Origin of the sequence: Janthinobacterium sp. BJB426 (assembly GCF_002735705.1) — a bacterium.
Classification (GTDB): domain Bacteria; phylum Pseudomonadota; class Gammaproteobacteria; order Burkholderiales; family Burkholderiaceae_D; genus Janthinobacterium.
On sequence record NZ_PDZL01000010.1, the window covers coordinates 85,629 to 104,412 of the forward strand.

The following is an 18,784-nucleotide window of genomic DNA, read 5'->3' on the forward strand; positions in this document are numbered from 1 at the left end:
AGGCGGGCTTTAGTGTATAATTTCAATTTCCCGCACGTGCCGTTCGGCACCATCTGCAATGACCAAATTTGTCTTCGTCACTGGTGGCGTTGTGTCTTCCCTTGGAAAAGGGATTGCCGCCGCCTCCCTCGCCGCGATCCTCGAATCGCGCGGCCTTAAAGTCACCATGCTCAAGCTCGACCCGTATATCAACGTCGATCCTGGCACGATGAGCCCTATGCAACACGGTGAAGTATTCGTCACCGATGACGGGGCCGAAACCGACCTCGACCTCGGTCACTACGAGCGCTTCATCTCCACCCGCATGAAAAAGGTGAATAACTTCACCACTGGCCAGATCTATGAATCGGTGATCCGCAAGGAACGCCGGGGCGAATATCTGGGCAAGACCGTGCAGGTGATTCCGCATATCACCAATGAAATCCAGGATTACATCCGCCGTGGCGCCGAAGGCTACGACGTGGCCCTGTGCGAAATCGGCGGCACCGTCGGCGATATCGAATCCCTGCCCTTCCTGGAAGCGGCGCGTCAGCTGAGCCTGCGCGCCGGCCGCAAGAACACGGCTTTCGTCCATCTGACCCTGGTGCCTTACATCGCCTCGGCCGGTGAACTGAAGACCAAGCCGACCCAGCACTCGGTGCAAAAGCTGCGCGAAATCGGCATCTTGCCGAATGCGCTGCTGTGCCGCGCTGACCGCGCCATCCCGGAAGACGAACGCGCGAAAATCTCGCTGTTCTCGAACATCGAGGAAGACGCCGTCATTTCCGTGTGGGACGTCGACACCATCTACAAAGTGCCGCAAATGCTGCACGACCAGGGCCTCGACAAGATCATCTGCGACGCGCTGGACCTCGATCCGGCACCGGCCGACCTGTCGATCTGGAGCAAGCTGATCTACACGATGGAGCATCCGAAGGCGGAAGTGACCGTCGGCATGGTCGGCAAGTATGTCGAGCTGACCGAGTCGTACAAGTCGCTGATCGAAGCGCTGCGCCACGCCGGCATCCACACGGAAAGCCGCGTCAACATCGAGTACATCGATTCGGAAGAAATCGAAACGACCGGTTGCGACAACCTGGCCAAGTACGATGCCATCCTGGTACCGGGCGGCTTCGGCAAGCGCGGCGTGGAAGGCAAGATCAAGGCCGCCCAGTTCGCTCGTGAAAACAAGATCCCTTACCTGGGCATCTGCCTGGGCATGCAAGTGGCCCTGATCGAATACGCGCGCAACAAGGCAGGCATGCCGAACGCGAATTCGACCGAGTTCGACCTTGATACGGATCAACCTGTCGTTGCACTGATCAATGAGTGGCAAAACCACGATGGTAAAGTCGAGTTGCGCGATGAAAACTCGGACCTGGGCGGTACCATGCGCCTGGGCGCGCAGACCTGCGCCGTCAATCCGGGCACCCTCGCCGCCGAGATCTACGGCAGCGTGGTGACCGAGCGTCACCGTCATCGCTACGAAGCCAATAATCACTACCTGGCCCGTGTCGAAACGGCTGGCCTGATCGTGTCGGCCCGCACGCCGAGCGAAGATTTGTGCGAAATCATGGAATTGCCACGCACGGGTGAAAATTCCCACCCATGGTATATGGGCGTGCAATACCATCCTGAGTTCAAGTCGACGCCACGCACCGGCCATCCGTTGTTTACCTCGTTCATCAAGGCAGCGCTGGCGCACAAAGAAGCCAACGCCGCTGCGCAATAACGCGGTCGATCGGTACAGTATTACCCGTAAGACAGCTCCCGGCCAGATCGTTCCCGCCGGGAGTTTCTTTGCCCCCTTTGTGCAATTGCGCATCAGAACGCAGTGTGCAGCCCCCTGTTAAGCTTAACTTTGGAGAATGACATGAGTGCTATTGTTGATATTATCGGTCGCGAAATCCTGGACTCGCGCGGTAACCCGACCGTCGAATGCGATGTGTTGCTGGAATCGGGCGTGATGGGCCGTGCGGCCGTGCCGTCGGGTGCCTCGACCGGTTCGCGCGAAGCCGTGGAATTGCGCGATGGCGACGCCAAGCGCTACTTCGGCAAGGGCGTGCTGCAAGCATGCGAAAACATCAACACCGAAATCTCCGAAGCCATCATGGGCCTGGACGCCAATGAACAGGCTTTCCTGGACCGTACCCTGATCGACCTGGACGGCACGGAAAACAAATCGCGCCTGGGCGCCAACGCCATCCTGGCCGTCTCGATGGCCGTTGCCAAGGCTGCCGCCGAAGAAGCGGGCTTGCCGCTGTACCGCTATTTCGGCGGTTCGGGCGCCATGCAGATGCCAGTGCCGATGATGAACGTCATCAACGGCGGCGCACACGCCGACAACAACCTGGACATCCAGGAATTCATGATCATTCCCGTGGGCGCCCCGTCGTTCAAGGAAGCTGTCCGCTACGGCGCGGAAGTGTTCCACACGCTGAAAAAGATCCTGCACAAGAAGGGCCTGAACACCAACGTGGGCGACGAAGGCGGTTTCGCGCCATCCTTGGCCAACCATGAAGAAGCCATCAAGCTGATCATCCAGGCTATCGAAGAAGCGGGCTACGAGCCAGGCACGCAGATCGCCATCGGCCTCGATTGCGCCGCGTCCGAGTTCTACAAGAATGGCAAGTACGAAATGGAAGGCGAAGGCCTGAGTCTGACCGCTACCGAGTTCACCAACCTGCTGGCGACCTGGTGCGACAAGTACCCGATCATCTCGATCGAAGACGCGATGCATGAAGGCGACTGGGACGGCTGGGCGATCCTGACGGCGGAACTGGGCAAGAAAGTGCAACTGGTCGGCGACGACCTGTATGTCACCAACACCAAGATCCTGAAAGAAGGCATCTCGAAAGGCATCGCCAACTCGATCCTGATCAAGATCAACCAGATCGGTACCCTGACGGAAACCTTCGCCGCCATCGAAATGGCCAAGCGCGCCGGCTACACGGCCGTCATTTCGCACCGCTCGGGCGAAACGGAAGACTCGACCATCGCCGATATCGCCGTTGCCACGAACGCCCTGCAGATCAAGACCGGCTCGATGTCGCGTTCGGACCGCATGGCCAAGTACAACCAGTTGCTGCGTATCGAGGAAGACCTGGGCGACATCGCCAGCTACCCTGGCCGCGATGCGTTCTATAATCTGAAGTAAGCTGATGTAAAACCCACTGGCCGGCCGGAAATGTTCCGGCCGGTTTTTTAACTGAATGCCCCATGCGCCTGATTACGCTCGCCCTGGCAGCCCTGCTGCTGTTGATTCAATTTCCCCTCTGGCTGGGTAAAGGCGGCTGGCTGCGTGTTGCCGACATGGAATCCCAAGTGGCGGTGGCCAATAAGAAGAATATGGAATTGAAGGCGCGCAACGCCAAGCTCGAATCCGAAGTGCGCGACCTGAAAGATGGGACGGGCGCCGTCGAAGAGCGTGCCCGCTATGAGCTGGGCATGGTCAAACAGAATGAGATTTTCGTGCAGATCGTGCGCAAGGGACAAACCCCGCCACTGCTGGAAACGCCGGTGGACGCCGCTGCGCCACACTAAGATAGTACGACTTCCCGCTTGCCAGCCTGGACCGATTGCCAGGCTGACCTGTCACATGACTACCTTGTTACCTTGTACTGCTACGCACGACTGGCCGCATGGCGCGGCGTGCTGCTGCCTTGCTGCTTGCTGATCAGAAACGGGCCTTGCCGGTCGTGATCAGGTAAAAATGGATGCTGGTGACCACGATGGCAACAGCGATCAGTGCGGTTTCGAGAAATATCATATAAAAATCCTTGTTAGTATTTAGTTGGCTTAAAAAACGTCCAGGGCCAGGCGCCAAGCCGAAGACAGTACGAACGTACGGCGAGGCGCAGGCAACGCCGGCCTGGGCGTTTTTTTATCCGCGCGACGCCAGGAAGCGCAATTCTGCGGCCAAGTTCGGCATCAGGTTTTCGTAACGGGCCGCTTCCGAGTTCAGCAGGGCGATGTCGCGCTTGCTTGGGCGCACATAGCGCTGTTCTTCGACGTTGCTGGTGCTGATGTTCGTGGCGATGACTTCCTTCTGTGCCAGTTCGCTGTACGGCTTGGAAGCGAGCAGGGCGCCCAGGAAAGCGCGCGTGGCGCGGCCCAGGTTGCTGAAGTAGTTGTCGTTGTCGTTGCTGTAGGTGTTGGTAAAAGTGGACATATGCCCTCCATGAATGGTCTGTTGTTGCATTGCACAATAATGGAGTTTGCGATATGCGTCCAATTTCAAATTCCAATTTCAGAAATTCAAGAAACGAATAATAAGGGCGTAGCCATCGGCCACGCCCTGAAAATGAATTTGTTACGAAATGTTTATCCTGCGGTTTATCCTGCGGCGATGCGTCCCAAACCCGGATCGTCGCTGAAAAAGCCGTCGAGTCCCGTCTCGATGTAGCGCCGCATTTCCGCCACGGAACCGGCTTCGTTGCGCGCATTTTCGCCATTGCCATCGCGGAAGTCAGCTGCCAGGAAACGGTTTTCCGGGCGGAAGGTCCACGTATGCAAGAGCAAGCCCGCCTGGTGCGCATCGTCGACGATGGACGAAGGCTTGGCCAGGCGCTGATCGGCGCCCAGCGCGATGACGCCCCGCGTGGGCGGCGCCACCACGTCGGCATAGGCGGCGATGTCGCGCAGGCCGGCTGGCGTCGTCATTTGCCCGAACGTCAGCTTGCCGCCTGCCTTGGCCACGTCCGTCGGGCGAATATCGCCACCCACCACCAGCTGCATCAGGCGCACGTTGGCGCGCCGTCCCAGCTTCTCGCGCAAGTATTTCAAATTCGCTACTTCGAAGGACTGGATTTCGATCGGCGCGCGCCGCGTGTATTCGTGCGCCAGCAGGGTCGAGAGGAAACGGTCTTCCAGCGCCAGGCCCGCATCGCGGAAGTAGGTCGAGCTTTTCAGCTCCGGCACGAGGCCGATGATGCGTCCGCTGGCGGCTGATTGCGCTGCAACAAAATCGATGATTTCTTCCCACGTCGGGATCTGGAATTGTCCATCGTACAAGGTGTTGCCGGTACGTACTTTCGGCAGCCGTTCGATGGCGCGCAGGGTTTTCAGTTCCGCCAGGGTGAAGTCGTCGACGAACCAGCCTTCGTGCCATTCGCCGTCGACCAGCTTCTTGCCGCGCCGGCTGGCGAACTCGGGCCGGCGCGCCACGTCGGTGGTGTCGATCAGATTGCTTTCATGGCGCGCCACGAGGATGCCGTCGCGCGTGGCGACCAGATCCGGCTCGACGTAGTCGGCGCCGTCGAGGATGGCCTTGGCGTAGGACGCCAGCGTGTGTTCAGGGCGCAGGGCGCTGGCGCCGCGGTGGGCGAACACCAGCGGACGGGCCTGTTTTGTTTCCAGCAGGCCGGCCGCAAAGCCGGGCGCGGCGGCCAGGGCCAGTCCGCCCACGGCCGCCTGGACGAAGCTGCGGCGCGAAAAGTGACGCTGGGGCAGCACAGGGGCGATATGCGGCGTGCGCATCAGAAATCCGCCGTCAAGGTGAGGAAGCCCTGGCGCGGGGCGATCGGGAAGGTGTTGTATGTCTTGTCGGCCGCGCCGACCACCACGTTCAGCGAGCCTTCGCGGTTGGCCAGGTTGCTGACGTTCACTCTCCAGCGCGGGTTTTTCAACCAGCTGGCCATGGCCGGCAGCTTGCCTGACACGCCCAGGCCCATCAGGAAATAGCTGGGGACGGACAGATCGTTGGTGTACGTCGCGTAGCGCTTGCCCACATAGTCTCCCGTCAGTTGCACTTCGATATCGCCAAAGGTAGCCGAAGCAACAAACTTGTTCAGCCACTCCGGCGAGCCGGGCACGTTCTTGCCCGCTGTCAGCACCAGCGCGGCGCCATTGTTGTAATTGTCCGCGTACTGCGAGCGGTTGTACGACAGGGCATTGTAGAACGAGAAATTGTTGCCGAAGTGCACGGTACCCGCGATATCGATGCCGTCCGTGCGCACGCTTCCCACGTTGGCCAGCACGGGGTTGCCGCCAATGATGGAGGAAATCACGGGGGTCGGGCTGATCTGCAGCAAACGGTTGCTGAAATCGACGTGATACACATTGACCTGGCCATCGATGGCCGTGATGGCGCCCAGGTTCAGCGCGTGGCTGCCGCGCACGCCCACTTCATAGGTGAGGGCCGTTTCCGGCTTGGCGTCGCGCTTGAACAGGTCGAACGCGGCCTGGCTCGACAAGCTCCATGGCGAGGCGCCACCGCCGCCATAGGTGACGAACTGGCGCATGTTTTTCTGGATATTGAAGTACAGCTGGTCTTGCTGCGTGAAATCCCAGCGCGCGCCCACTTGCGGCAAGAACCATTTTTTCGTGTTGATGGTGCCGACCGGCAAGGCCGTCGAACCGCCGGAAATGGCGCCCTTGGCCGGCTGCACGGGGAACTGGCCATCGGCGAATTGCAGGCTGGACTTGAAACCGGCCTGCAGGGCGATATCGGGGCGGATGCGCCATTCATCCTGCAAGTGCAGCTGCACCACCTTGTTGTCGATCTCGCTGCCGTACTGCGTGATCAAAGGATTGCTTGGGCGGTCATACGGCGAGGTCGGGTTGTTGACGTCCAGCGCATACCAGCGGCGGTAGGCGGACGAGCGGTTCTGTTCCAGCCACAGGCCCGCTTCCAGCTGGTGTTCGCCGATTTCCTTGCGCAGGGTGGAAAGGAAGCCACCGCGCTTGATGTCGTATTCCGTCGTGCGCACGGCGTAGCCCGAGTTGCCGAAGACTTCCTTCAAATTCTGTTTCGGGTAGTACACGCTGAACAGGCCAGGCAAGCCGGCCACGCCGATGGGGCCGGCCACCACGCCCGCGCCGTCATCCTTGTGGTAATACACCTGGTTCGACCATGTCATGCCTTCGGACAAGTTGGCGTCGAACTTGGCGTAGGCCAGGTAATCGGTGCGCTGCGCATCGCTGTAGTAATTGCGGTAATTGTTGCCGTCCGCGGCAGGCGTCGCGCCAGTTGGCGACAGGTAATTAAGGGCCGCCTTGAAGTCGGGGTACAGGAAGGGACGCGTGTACGGCGCGCTCGTTTCGCCGGCCACGTGCACGGTGCTGTCTTCGTTCGGTTCGATCTTGTCCGAGTAATTGAAGAACAGGGTCAGCTTGCCTGCCTCGCTGCGGTTGACGTATTTGGCGTTGAACTGGTCGCCGCCCTGGCGCGCATCGAAATCCCAGGCGCGCGCTTCGTGGTGCAGGATGGAAAAGTAGGCGCTGCTGCCGTCGCCGAAGGCGCCCGTGTCGTAGCGGGCAAACGTGCGCGAGGTGCGGTGGCTGCCCACGGTTTGCTGCACGCTGGCGCCCTGCGTGGCCAGCGGGTCGCTGGAATAGGTTTCGATGGTGCCGCCCAGGTTGCTGGTCGAGGCCGTGGCCAGGTCGCCCGCGCCGGACGACAGCACGACGCTGCGCACGTTTTCGCTGATGACGGCACGCTGCGGCGACAGGCCGTTGTAGTTGCCGTACTGCTGGTCGCCCAGCGGCACGCCATCCATGGTGTAACCGAGTTGCTGGCCGGAAAAGCCATGCACGAACAGCGACAGGTTCTGCTCGTTGTTGCCCCATGGATCGGCCGTCTGGAAGCTGACGCCTGGCAGGGTTTGCAGGGCTTTCAGGGGATTCGTGCCGGGCAGGATTTTCTGGATTTCATTCTTGCTCAGGGCGACGGAAGAGCGCGTCTTGCGCGAGGAAATCTCCACGGTGGTCATCGTCGCATTGTCGTCGGCAGCCGGCGCAGCAGCGGTGGCCATGTCGGCGGTGGCCGAGGCCACGGCGGCGGCGACGGCCGTTTGCGCCAGGGCAGGCAAACTCAAGCCTGCGGCGCAAGCGCCCAGCAAAACGTGGAAGGAATGGCGGCGCAGGGCCAGCGTCAAGTGGGTGGTCATCATCAGCCTGTGGAAAGTGGGGAGTAATACAAGCTGCGCAGCGTAACGGCGGCGCGTGACGGGCTGATGACGAACTGATGACGGGAATATGACAGCAGAAACAATTGCGCCGCCTGAGGGGCGGCGCGGAGAGATTATGGCGAAACTGTAATAATCAGTTGATGCTGGCAGCTGGCGGGATGAGCACTTCGGCTGGCGCATCCGTGATGAACAGCTGCGCGCAATCGACCTTGTCGAATTCATAGTGCTGGCCGCAGAAATCGCAATTGACACCCACTTGTCCCACTTCGTCCAGGGTGCTGTTGACTTCTTCCTCGCCCAGCATCTTGAGCATATTGCCCACTTTTTCACGCGTGCAACTGCAATGGAAGCTCGGGTGCAGCGGGTCGAAGACGCGGATCGTTTCTTCCCAGAACAAACGCTGCATCAGGGTCTCGATGTCCGTCGACAGGATTTCCGCCTCTTTCAGGGTCGACGCCAGCATCACGGCGCGGTTCCACGTGTCCAGTGCCGCTTCTTCCGACACGGGCGTCGCTTCGGCCTTGCCGCCATGGTGGGGCAGCTTTTGCAGCAGCAGGCCGCGCGATACGGTGTCGTCCGTGGCCAGCCACAGACGCGTATCGAGCTGTTCCGAGCGCAACATGTAGTTTTCGATCACGGTCGCCATGTCATCGCCGTCCAGCGGCACGATGCCCTGATACGGTTGCTGGCCCGGCACCTTGTCGGCCGGGTCCAGGGTGATGATGAAGCGGCCCTTGCCGGTGGCATTGAGCAATTGCGGCACGGTGGCCACGTCGGGGATGGTGGCGTCCGGGTCCAGCTTGGCCGTGGCGCGCAGGCGCAGGTCGGAGTCGCACTCGACCACCATCAGGCGCACGGGACCGTCACCATGGATTTGCATGATGATGGAGCCGTTGAATTTCAGGTTGGCCGACAGCAGGGCGGCGGCAGCCACCATTTCGCCCAGTACTTTTTTCACGGCTGTCGGGTAGGCGTGGCGCGACACCACTTCCTGCCAGGTGCCGGAGACGTCGATGAACTGGCCGCGCACGGCGGCGTTGTCGAAAATAAATTTTTGCAGGGTATCCTGGCCGCTAACGGCTGCGCTGACCGCGCCCGTGGTTTCAGTCGTCATTCTCTTATCCAATCTTCTTGAGTTGCGTATTAAATAGCTGGCCGCGTTGCACATAGTTCACGGCGTTGCCTTGTAGTCTGGTGATATCGTCTGCCGTCAGGACCCGCACAGCTTTCGCCGGTGAGCCGATGATCAGCATATTATCGGGAAATTCCTTGCCTTCCGTGACCAGCGCGCCCGCGCCGACCAGGCAGTTTTTGCCGATCTTCGCGCCATTCAGGATCACGGCCTGGATGCCGATCAGGGCGCCATCGTCGATGGTGCAGCCATGCAACATTGCCTGGTGACCAATGGTGACGTTCTGGCCGATGTCCAGCGGATAGCCCGGATCCGTATGCAGCACGGCGCCTTCCTGCACATTGCTGTTGGCGCCCACGGTGATGCGTTCATTGTCGCCGCGAATCGTGGCGCCGAACCATACGGACGTATTCGCTTCCAAGGTCACCTTGCCGATCACATTGGCCGTGTCGGCAACAAAAGCGGAAGCATCAATCTGTGGCGCATCGGCGCCCAATTGGTAGAGTGTCATCGTTAGCCTGTGGCGGTCGTGGAAGCGCCGGGCACGGCCGGACGCGGAAGTTTTGCGCTATTTTACGCTGTTGCAGGGCAAGTCCGAACGCCGGGCGTTAATCCGGTATAATTATCGAACGGTCGTTCTTTTATGCGCACCCTATCTACAGACACAGCATGTGGCGCCATCTGCGCCACTTTCAAGGCAGGCATCCGATGAAACCCATGAAACTTTCCCGTTCCGAATGCATCAACATCCGCGGTGCCCGCACGCATGTGCGCCACTGGGGCCGCGACGGCGCGCCCATCCTGTTCATGGTGCATGGCTGGATGGACGTGGCCGCCTCATTCCAGTTCGTCGTCGACGAACTTGCCGGCGACTGGCATGTGATCGCCCCCGACTGGCGCGGCTTCGGCCTCAGCGACTATACGCAATCGGACACTTACTGGTTTCCCGACTACCTGGCGGACCTGGACGCCATGCTGCTGCATTACTCGCCGGACGCACCTGTCAACCTGCTGGGCCACAGCATGGGCGCCAACGTGGCCGGCCTGTACGCGGGCGTGCGGCCCGAGCGCATCAGCCGCTTCATCAACCTGGAAGGCTTCGGCATGATGGCAACAAAACCGGAGCAGGCGCCGGGCCGTTACGCCAAGTGGCTAGCCGAATTGCGCGAGCCGCCCGCGATGCGCAGCTATCCCACGCAAAAGGCCGTGGCCGAGCGCCTGCAAAAGACCAATCCGCGTCTGCCGGACGAGCGCGCGGCTTTCCTGGCCGAGCACTGGTCGGCGCAGAACGAGGCGGGCGAGTGGGACATCATGGGCGACCCGCAGCACAAGCGCGTCAATCCCATCCTGTACCAGGTGGAAGAAGTGATGGCGTGCTGGCGCCGCATCACGGCGCCCGTGCTGTGGGTCGAGGCGGATGACACGAATATGTGGCAATGGATGGGACCAAAGGAAGAGGCGCGCATTGAAATCGACCGGCGTTTGGCCTGCATCAAGGATGTGCGCTGCGAGATGATGCGCGATGCGGGCCACATGCTGCATCATGATCAACCGGCGGCACTGGCGCGCCTGGTGGAAGCCTTTTTGGCCTGATTTTTGGCCCGATATGTGACGGGAACGCCGCAGCGCTATTTGACAAGCAGCGTACAATGAAAACTTCTTCCATGCTGAGCCCGTGCAGGGTATTGTTTTCACATGCTTAAAGTCGACCTGCATTGTCATTCGAATATCTCCGACGGCGTGCTGTCTCCCGCCGCCGTGGCCGCGCATGCTTGCCGCGCCGGCGTCGATGTATGGGCGCTGACGGACCACGATGAAGTGTCCGGCGTCGCCGCTGCGCGCACGGCCGCGCTGGATATGGGCATGCGCTTCGTGGCCGGTGTGGAAATTTCCATTACCTGGGCCGGCGAAACCGTGCACATCGTGGGCTTGCAAGTCGATGAAAACAATCCCTGTCTGGTACAGGGCTTGCACCAGACGCGCTCGGGGCGCGACGCGCGCGGCCGGGAAATTGCCCGCCAGCTGGATCTGGCCGGCATCCCCGACGCCTATGAAGGGGCACTGAAATTTGTCGGCAACCCGGACCTGATGTCGCGCACGCACTTTGCCCGCTACATCGTGGAAATGGGCAAATGCGCGAACATTCCCGACGTGTTCAAGAAATACCTGTCGGAAGGCAAGCCCGGCTACGTCGAACACCGCTGGGCCACCCTGGCCGAAGCGGTGGGCTGGATACGCGGCGCGGGCGGCGTGGCCGTCATCGCCCATCCGGGCCGCTACCGCTTCAGCGACATGGCGCAAGGCGTGCTGTTCGATGAGTTCAAGCAGCTCGGCGGCGTGGCCATTGAAGTCGTCACGGGCAGCCACAGTCCGGACCAGTATCCGGAATACGCGCAACTGGCCAACGCCTACGGCTTCCTCGCTTCGCGCGGCACGGATTTCCATGCGCCAGGCGAGTCGCGCGTGGATTTTGCCATGCTGCCGCCTTTACCTTCCAACGTGACCCCGATCTGGCACGACTGGTTCTAGGGCGCGGCTGGCCTGCGCCTGCCGCGCGGACTTGAAAAGTCGCGGCCGCATACTTATCTTTTAGCCATTCTTGTTTTTCCGGAGCCAACGCCCATGAAACGTATCGTCCTGTTTATCGCAACCAATCTGGCCGTGATGCTGGTGCTGTCGCTCGTGCTCAGTTTGCTGGGCGTGGGCAATCCGGCGCGCGGCAGCACCCTGAACCTGGGCAGCCTGCTGGTGTTTTCGCTGGTGGTCGGTTTCACGGGGTCGATCTTTTCCCTGTTGATCAGCAAACCGATGGCCAAGTGGAGCACGGGCGCGCGCGTCATCGAGAACCCGACCTCGTCGACGGAATTGTGGCTGGTCAATACCGTGCGTGCGCTGTCCGAGCGGGCCGGCATCGGCATGCCGGAAGTGGCCGTCTATGAGGGCGACGCGAATGCGTTCGCCACGGGTGCCTTCAAGAATTCGGCGCTGGTGGCCGTCTCCACGGGCTTGCTGCAAAGCATGAACCGCGATGAAGTCGAAGCCGTGCTGGGCCACGAGATCGCTCACGTGGCGAATGGCGACATGGTCACCTTGACCCTGATCCAGGGCGTGGTGAATACCTTCGTCGTCTTCATGGCGCGTGTGGTGGGTTTCTTTGTCGACAATGTGCTGCTGAAAAATAACAACCGCGAAGGTGGCGGACGGGGCATTGGCTACTTTGTGACCGTCATGGTGTGCGAAGTGATCTTTGGCTTACTCGCTTCCATCATCGTGGCCTGGTTCTCGCGCCAGCGCGAATTCCGTGCCGACGCCGGTTCCGCCAAGCTGCTGGGCAGCCCCACGCCGATGATGCATGCGCTGGCCCGCCTCGGCGGCGTGCCGCCGGGCGAACTGCCGCAATCGATGCAGGCGCTGGGCATCAGCGGTGGCAATGGCGGCTGGGGCGCCCTGTTCGCCACCCATCCGCCACTCGAACAACGCATCGCCGCGCTGCGCGGCGTACAATAATGCTAACTTAACAAGCTGGTTCGCCAGAACGCTTACACATGAGTCAATTTTTTCATATTCACCCTGACAATCCGCAATTGCGCCTGATCAAGCAGGCGGCGCAGATCATCCAGTCCGGCGGCGTCGTGGCCTTGCCGACCGATTCCTGCTACGCGCTGGTGTGCCAGCTCGACGACAAGGGCGCCGTCGAGCGCCTGCGCCGCATTCGTGGCGTGGATGAAAAGCACCATCTGACCTTGCTGTGCCGCGACTTGAGCGAGTTGGGCGTGTACGCCCGCGTGGACAATCGCCAGTTCCGCCTGCTCAAGGCGGCCACGCCGGGCGCCTATACCTTCATCCTGGAAGCGACGAAGGAAGTGCCGCGCCGCCTCAGCCATCCTTCGCGCAAGACCATCGGCCTGCGCGTGCCGCAACACCGTATCGTGCAATGCCTGCTGGAAGAGCTGGGCCAACCCTTGCTGGGCGCCACCCTGACCCTGCCCGGCGACGAAGACAGCCTGACGGATGCCGACACCATCCGCGAGCGGCTGGAAAAACTGGTCGACCTGATCATCGATGGCGGCGTCTGCGCGCATGGCCCCAGTACCGTGATCGACCTGACGGGGCCGGAGCCGGAAGTGGTGCGCGTGGGACGCGGCGACCCGGCCGTGCTGGGTTTGTAGTGGCTGGCGCAGGGCACCGGATTTACCTATCTTTAATGGCAACATAAGAAAGTGCCTGGGACGCCTCTGGTAGAATCGCGGTCATGAGCGATTTCAATACGATAGTCCAGACCATTGCGGTGTACCTGGTGCCGGTGCTGTTTGCCATTTCCCTGCATGAGGCGGCGCACGGCTACGCGGCCCGCTATTTCGGCGACCCCACGGCCTCGAACGAGGGCAGGCTGAGCCTCAATCCCATCCGGCATATCGATCCTTTCGGCACGATCCTGCTGCCCCTGATGCTGTATTTCACGATCCAGGTGCCGTTCGGCTATGCCAAGCCGGTGCCCGTCGATTTCAGCCGCCTGCGCAATCCGAAGAAGCAGATGGCCTGGGTGGCGTTTGCCGGGCCTGGCGCCAATTTCGTCATGGGCTTCGGCTGGATGATCGCCTTTGTCGTGCTCAGCGTTATGCCGCCGACGGAAATGGGCATGTTTTTCCGCAAGATGGCGGGCGCCGGCGTCAGCGTGAATGCGGCCATGTTCGTCTTTAACCTGATACCCGTGCCACCCCTCGATGGCGGACGCATCATGACGGGCTTGCTGCCGATGCAGCTGGCGCGCCCTTACGCCAGCATCGAGCGCTACAGCCTGTATGTGTTTGGCGCCCTGGTGCTGCTGATGTACACGGGCATATTGAACCGCGCCTTGCTGGCGGCGATCGAATTTGTCATCGGCATTTTTGTCACCCTGGTCACGCCCCTGACGGCGCTATTGACTTGATGCCCGCAACTGGAAGTACGCAAATAATTGATGGAAGTACCGATGCAAGTAATTGAACCAACAATAGAAACTGAAGCGATTTCGGGTTGGGTACGCCGCTGGGCGCCCCTGATCCCGGGCGGCGAAGTGCTGGACCTGGCCTGCGGCGCCGGCCGCCATGCGCGCCACCTGGTGAGCCTGGGTCACCCCGTGATCGCGCTCGACCATGATCCGGAAATGCTGGAAAAGGCGGCCGGCACGGGCATCACCACCTCGCTGGTGAACCTGGAAACGCCGGGCGCCGTGTGGCCGTTCGCCCCCGGCCGTTTTGCCGGCATCGTCGTTACCAATTATCTGCACCGGCCGCTGCTGGGCGCCATGATTGCCAGCCTGGCGCCCGATGGCGTGCTCCTGTATGAAACGTTTGCCGAGGGTAATGAGCAGTTCGGCAAGCCGTCGAATCCGAAATTCCTGCTGAAGGAAGGCGAAATGCTGACCTGGGCGGTGCAGCAGGGCTTGCGTGTGGTAGCGTATGAGGATGGGCGCGTGGAACAGCCAAAAGCTGCTCTGGTGCAACGAATTTGCGCCGTCCGGCCGGATTTTCCACGGTTGGCAGCCCTGCTGCCGACGTTTTGAGCGGCCATACTATGTCAGAATGCACCACAGGCGCGGGCTATCCGCTACAATCGTTGTTTTATTTATCGGCGCTATAAACTTACTATGATCAAGGGCAGCATTGTAGCAATCGTCACCCCGATGCACGCAGACGGCAGTCTGGACTTTCCAGGTCTGCGCAAGCTGATCGACTGGCATATCGCCGAGGGTACGGACGGCATCGTCATCGTTGGCACGACGGGCGAATCGGCAACAGTCAGCGTGGAAGAACACTGCGAACTGATCCAGTTGACCGTCGAACATGCCAAGGGACGCATTCCTATCATCGCCGGCGCCGGAGGCAACTCCACGGCCGAGGCGATCAAACTGACGCGCTATGCGAAAGAAGCGGGCGCCGATGCTGTCTTGCAAGTGGTGCCGTACTACAACCGTCCTACCCAGGAAGGCATGTACCAGCACTTCAAGGCCATCGCCGAAGCCGTCGACATCCCCGTCATCCTGTACAACGTGCCGGGCCGCACGGTTGCCGACATGAGCAACGAAACCATCGTGCGCCTGTCCGCCATCCCGAATATCGTCGGCGTGAAAGATGCGACCGGCAATATCGGCCGCGGCATCGACCTGCTGCGCCTGGTTCCAGCGGACTTCGCCGTGTACTCGGGCGACGATCCGACGGCCATGGCGCTGATGTTTTGCGGCGGCCACGGCAACATCTCCGTGACGGCCAACGTCGCGCCGCGCGCCATGCATGACATGTGCGTGGCAGCCATGGCGGGCGAGCGCGCCACGGCGATTGCCATCAATAACAAGGTTTTTCCTTTGCACCAGAAATTATTTGTCGAGCCCAACCCGGTGCCCGTCAAATGGGCGCTGGCCGAAATGGGCCTGATGCCAGCTGGCATACGCTTGCCACTGGTGCCACTGGCTGAAAATTGCCATGCCACCGTGCGCGATGCCTTGCGCGACGCGGGCATCCTGTCTTAAGCCGAACTTCAAGCCCGGACTTGACCAGTCCGGACCTTCCCTGATTCCAGCTGCTACTTAGCTTCTTATCCAGTTACGACATGACTAATTGCAAGAAAACCCAATCGGCGCCTGCCACCATCGCCGTCCGCGGCATCGTCATCGGCGCCGTCGCAGCCAGCCTCGCGGGCTGCGGCATGATCAGTTCGGTAGTCGGCGGCGACAAGGTCGACTACAAGTCGGTCAAGAAAGCCAGCACCCTGGACGTGCCGCCTGACCTGACGCAATTGCAGCAGGACAACCGTTACTCCTTGCCGGATTCGAAAAACGGCGTGGCCACGGCTTCCGGCTATAACGCGCAGCGCAACGCCACGGCCGGCGCGCCCGTCATCGTGGGCGCCGACGGCGTAGTCGGTGTCGTGCCCGTCACGGCCGGTGGCGTGAAGGTCGAGCGCGCGGGCAACCAGCGCTGGCTGGTCGTCAAGCAATCGCCTGAAGTGCTGTGGCCGCAACTCAAGCAATTCTGGGAAGATTCGGGCTTTACCGTCGCCATCGACCAGCCAACGGCTGGCATCATGGAAACCGAGTGGAACGAGAACCGCGCCAAGCTGCCGCAAGACTTTATCCGCAACACCATCGGCAAGGCTTTCGATTCGATGTACTCGACCGGTGAAAAAGACAAGTTCCGCACCCGCGTGGAGCGTCTGGCCGATGGCTCGACCGAGATCTACATCAGCCACCGTGGCGTGGAAGAGGTCGTCACGGGCCGCGACAAGGAAACTACCACCTGGACCGCGCGTCCCAACGATCCGGGCCTGGAAGCGCAATTCCTGGCCAAGCTGATGACGCGCCTGGGCGCGGCCAGCGACGAAGCGCAAGCGAAGACGGCTGTCGACGGCGCCATCGTGCAGCCGCTGCACGCCAAGCTGGTGGGCGACGCCGCCACGCCGGCGCGCGCCATCGAAGTCGATGAAGGTTTCGACCGCGCCTGGCGCCGTGTCGGCCTGGCGCTGGACCGCGTTGGCTTCACCGTGGAAGACCGCGACCGCACGCAAGGCACGTATTTCGTGCGTTACGTCGATCCGGACGCGGTCAAGAAAGATGGTTTCTTCTCGAAACTGTTCAGCTGGGGTTCGTCCTCGGACAAGGACAAGGAAGCGCAGCGCTACCGCGTCCTCGTCAAGGCCGGCAATGGCTCGACCAGCCTGGTCAGCATCCTCAGCAACGAAGGCCAGCCGGATGTCTCGCCAGTGGCCGAGAAGATCCTGGGCCTGCTGAACGAGCAGTTGAAATAAGTGCTGTGACAGCAGCAGGTTTGAAAACCTGCCGCGCATTAAAAAGGCTGGCCCGGTGCAAACCGGGTCAGCCTTTTTTATTGCCTGCGTCCGGCGTCATATCTTGCGGACAAAACGCCGGACGCAAAAAAGCCGACCCGAGGGTCGGCTTTTCCTAGTGCAGGGTGCTAAATTACTTAGCAGCCGATGCAGCAGCCGAAGCAGCCGAAGCAGCGTCGGTAGCGGCCGAAGCGGCAGCCGAAGCAGCAGCAGCAGCGTCGGTAGCGGCCGAAGCAGCAGCGTCAGCAGCAGCAGCTGGAGCAGCTTCAACTGCTGGTGCTGGTGCTGGGGTTTCAACTACTGGTGCTGGTGCAGGAGCTTCTTCTTTTTTGCTGCAAGCAGCCAGAGCAACAACCATCAGGGAGGCGATCAGCAGGGATTTTTTCATTTGTTTTCCTTAATTATTTCAAAAAATAAATCAATATTGTTGCGATGAATAATTACCGGTAATTATCGCTCGTTAGGTCGTCTTCGAAGGCTTTTCGTACCAGGTGGTGCCTGCCAGACAACGGAAACTTCCTAACCGAATATTATAGCGATTTTTGGTGCGTCGCAATAGGAGCAAGAGGCAAATTCGCAACTATTTTGTGATATCGCAATATTTGCCGAAGCAAATTGCAAGCAAGTGTAAGCGATTTGCGAAAGCGCGACAAAACGATATAAAAATAATATGTTTTTATTGCGCTAACGCAGATGCTGTTATTTTACCTACTGTAATACCACTTTGCTACGCCGCACCCATTCAAGCCAGTTCGATCCAGCCATCCTGATACCACGTATATAAGGCATCCATCACGTCATCGGAAGCCTGGGCCACGGCGGCGCCATCGAGCGCGCGTTCGTTGGCCAGGGTTTCCAGGGCCGTTTTATCGGCCTTGCCAATGGCAAACGATTCGCCATTGATGAAGACATTCTTGCCACGATACAGCATCAGCGTCTTGCGCGACAACACGACACCCTTTTTCTGTGCGGCGTCCGCGAAGCGGCCCACCGTCAGCGGCTTGGACAGCGGCGTGAAAAACACATTGTGCTTGGGTTCCGACAGGTGTTCGCCGAGGAAAATGGTCACGTCTTCTTCCGTGAAGCGCACCTTGTTCATTTCTTCCGCGATGGTGCTGAGCATTTCACGGGGGATTTCCGCCGGCTTGCCCGACGCTTTCAGGTCCGGATCGCTATAGATACCCGGCAAGTCGATCGAGTCGGCCATGAATTGCAGGAAAGCTTCGCCCAGTTCCTGGAACGTCGGCGAGCGGAAGCCGATCGAATACGTCTGGCAGTCGCCGATGGCCACGCCGTCGTGCGCGTAGTGGGGCGGCAAATACAGCATGTCGCCCGGTTCCAGCGTGAATTCTTCATCGGGCGTGAAGTTGCTGAGGATTTTCAGCGGCAAGCCGTCGATCAGGCTCAGGTCCTTCTGCGCGCCGATGCGCCAGTGGCGCTTGCCCTGGCCTTGCAGCAGGAACACGTCATAGGAATCGAAATGCGGGCCCACGCCGCCGCCATCGGTGGCAAAGCTGACCATCAGGTCGTCCAGGCGCGCGTCCGGCAGGAAACGGAACTGGCGCAGCAGGGCGTCGGCCTTGGCGCTGTGCAGGTTGGCGCCCTGCACCAGCAGGGTCCATTCCTTCTGTTTCAGCGAGGGCAGGCTGGTCAGTGGACCTTGCTGCATGTTCCAGTGGCCATCCGCATGGCTGACCAGGCGCGATTCGACATGGTCGAGGGTAGCCAGCTCGGCCAGGGCCTTGAAATCGAACAGCGCCTTGAAGCCAGGCACGGCTTGACGGATCAACAAGGGTTTTTTATGCCAGTAGTCGCGCAGGAATTGCGCCGGCGTGATATCGCCGAGGAGAGTTAATGTTTTCATGCGCCCATTATAACAACCGGAAATGCAGGAATGCGCCTGCCGTTGGCGGCGTGAAGGTATAATTTGCCAGCTTATACA

18 protein-coding genes are annotated in these 18,784 nt (G+C 60.5%); 11 read left to right on the forward strand and 7 right to left on the reverse strand.

From position 1 onward, the window contains the following. The first annotated feature begins 58 nt into the window (after positions 1 to 58). From CSQ93_RS17175 to ftsB, 3 genes are all read left to right on the forward strand, one after another. Entirely contained in the window at positions 59 to 1,711 is a 1,653-nt protein-coding gene (locus tag CSQ93_RS17175) for a CTP synthase (RefSeq protein WP_099379084.1), read from the forward strand. A gap of 141 nt (positions 1,712 to 1,852) precedes the next feature. Beyond that, positions 1,853 to 3,136: a phosphopyruvate hydratase gene (eno, locus tag CSQ93_RS17180; protein ID WP_034750709.1), complete on the forward strand. Its 1,284-nt coding sequence runs from the start codon at positions 1,853 to 1,855 to the stop codon at positions 3,134 to 3,136. 62 nt (positions 3,137 to 3,198) lie between these two features. Beyond that, positions 3,199 to 3,522: a cell division protein FtsB gene (gene ftsB / locus CSQ93_RS17185; protein WP_099379085.1), complete on the forward strand. Its 324-nt coding sequence runs from the start codon at positions 3,199 to 3,201 to the stop codon at positions 3,520 to 3,522. Between the two features lie 340 nt (positions 3,523 to 3,862). Here the strand turns inward: ftsB and CSQ93_RS17190 are convergent, their stop codons facing one another. The 5 genes from CSQ93_RS17190 to CSQ93_RS17210 all read right to left on the reverse strand — a co-directional run bounded on the left by CSQ93_RS17190 (position 3,863) and on the right by CSQ93_RS17210 (position 9,532). Continuing rightward, complete coding sequence (locus CSQ93_RS17190; RefSeq protein WP_099379086.1) at positions 3,863 to 4,150, reverse strand: hypothetical protein; 288 nt, start codon at positions 4,148 to 4,150, stop codon at positions 3,863 to 3,865. Between the two features lie 164 nt (positions 4,151 to 4,314). Then, the gene (locus tag CSQ93_RS17195; protein WP_442778336.1) at positions 4,315 to 5,433 is read right to left on the reverse strand and encodes a glycerophosphodiester phosphodiesterase; all 1,119 of its coding nucleotides are present in this window, start codon (positions 5,431 to 5,433) and stop codon (positions 4,315 to 4,317) included. A 23-nt stretch (positions 5,434 to 5,456) separates the two neighbouring features. Further along, the gene (locus CSQ93_RS17200) at positions 5,457 to 7,871 is read right to left on the reverse strand and encodes a TonB-dependent receptor (protein ID WP_233516221.1); all 2,415 of its coding nucleotides are present in this window, start codon (positions 7,869 to 7,871) and stop codon (positions 5,457 to 5,459) included. A gap of 151 nt (positions 7,872 to 8,022) precedes the next feature. Further along, positions 8,023 to 9,003, reverse strand: a complete 981-nt coding sequence (gene hslO / locus CSQ93_RS17205; protein WP_099379089.1) for an Hsp33 family molecular chaperone HslO — start codon at positions 9,001 to 9,003, stop codon at positions 8,023 to 8,025. A 4-nt stretch (positions 9,004 to 9,007) separates the two neighbouring features. Further along, positions 9,008 to 9,532, reverse strand: a complete 525-nt coding sequence (locus CSQ93_RS17210) for a gamma carbonic anhydrase family protein (RefSeq protein WP_099379090.1) — start codon at positions 9,530 to 9,532, stop codon at positions 9,008 to 9,010. A gap of 206 nt (positions 9,533 to 9,738) precedes the next feature. Between CSQ93_RS17210 and CSQ93_RS17215 the strand changes: the two genes are divergently transcribed. The 8 genes from CSQ93_RS17215 to bamC all read left to right on the forward strand — a co-directional run bounded on the left by CSQ93_RS17215 (position 9,739) and on the right by bamC (position 16,803). Then, the gene (locus tag CSQ93_RS17215; protein WP_099379168.1) at positions 9,739 to 10,614 is read left to right on the forward strand and encodes an alpha/beta fold hydrolase; all 876 of its coding nucleotides are present in this window, start codon (positions 9,739 to 9,741) and stop codon (positions 10,612 to 10,614) included. Between the two features lie 102 nt (positions 10,615 to 10,716). Further along, a complete protein-coding gene (locus CSQ93_RS17220) occupies positions 10,717 to 11,550 on the forward strand; it encodes a 3',5'-nucleoside bisphosphate phosphatase (protein WP_099379091.1) in 834 nt (277 codons plus the stop codon). 93 nt (positions 11,551 to 11,643) lie between these two features. Next, positions 11,644 to 12,528, forward strand: a complete 885-nt coding sequence (htpX, locus tag CSQ93_RS17225) for a protease HtpX (RefSeq protein WP_099379092.1) — start codon at positions 11,644 to 11,646, stop codon at positions 12,526 to 12,528. A 38-nt stretch (positions 12,529 to 12,566) separates the two neighbouring features. Further along, positions 12,567 to 13,190: an L-threonylcarbamoyladenylate synthase gene (locus CSQ93_RS17230; RefSeq protein WP_035821164.1), complete on the forward strand. Its 624-nt coding sequence runs from the start codon at positions 12,567 to 12,569 to the stop codon at positions 13,188 to 13,190. An 83-nt stretch (positions 13,191 to 13,273) separates the two neighbouring features. Continuing rightward, the gene (locus CSQ93_RS17235; RefSeq protein ID WP_099379093.1) at positions 13,274 to 13,951 is read left to right on the forward strand and encodes a site-2 protease family protein; all 678 of its coding nucleotides are present in this window, start codon (positions 13,274 to 13,276) and stop codon (positions 13,949 to 13,951) included. A 42-nt stretch (positions 13,952 to 13,993) separates the two neighbouring features. Next, positions 13,994 to 14,566 (forward strand): class I SAM-dependent methyltransferase, encoded by a 573-nt coding sequence (locus tag CSQ93_RS17240; RefSeq protein ID WP_099379094.1) that lies wholly within the window; start codon positions 13,994 to 13,996, stop codon positions 14,564 to 14,566. An 84-nt stretch (positions 14,567 to 14,650) separates the two neighbouring features. Next, positions 14,651 to 15,529: a 4-hydroxy-tetrahydrodipicolinate synthase gene (dapA, locus tag CSQ93_RS17245; RefSeq protein ID WP_034783351.1), complete on the forward strand. Its 879-nt coding sequence runs from the start codon at positions 14,651 to 14,653 to the stop codon at positions 15,527 to 15,529. Positions 15,530 to 15,609: 80 nt separating this feature from the next. Further along, positions 15,610 to 16,803: an outer membrane protein assembly factor BamC gene (bamC, locus tag CSQ93_RS17250; RefSeq protein ID WP_099379095.1), complete on the forward strand. Its 1,194-nt coding sequence runs from the start codon at positions 15,610 to 15,612 to the stop codon at positions 16,801 to 16,803. Positions 16,804 to 16,975: 172 nt separating this feature from the next. On the opposite strand, the gene CSQ93_RS17255 is transcribed toward bamC, so the two are convergent. Both CSQ93_RS17255 and CSQ93_RS17260 read right to left on the reverse strand, forming a co-directional pair. Then, positions 16,976 to 17,230, reverse strand: coding sequence for a hypothetical protein (locus CSQ93_RS17255; protein WP_034783358.1), 255 nt, complete (start codon positions 17,228 to 17,230; stop codon positions 16,976 to 16,978). A 354-nt stretch (positions 17,231 to 17,584) separates the two neighbouring features. After that, positions 17,585 to 18,706 carry a cupin domain-containing protein gene (locus CSQ93_RS17260; protein WP_035821152.1) on the reverse strand — a complete coding sequence of 374 codons (1,122 nt, stop codon included), beginning with the start codon at positions 18,704 to 18,706 and terminating at the stop codon, positions 17,585 to 17,587. Positions 18,707 to 18,784: the final 78 nt, after the last annotated feature.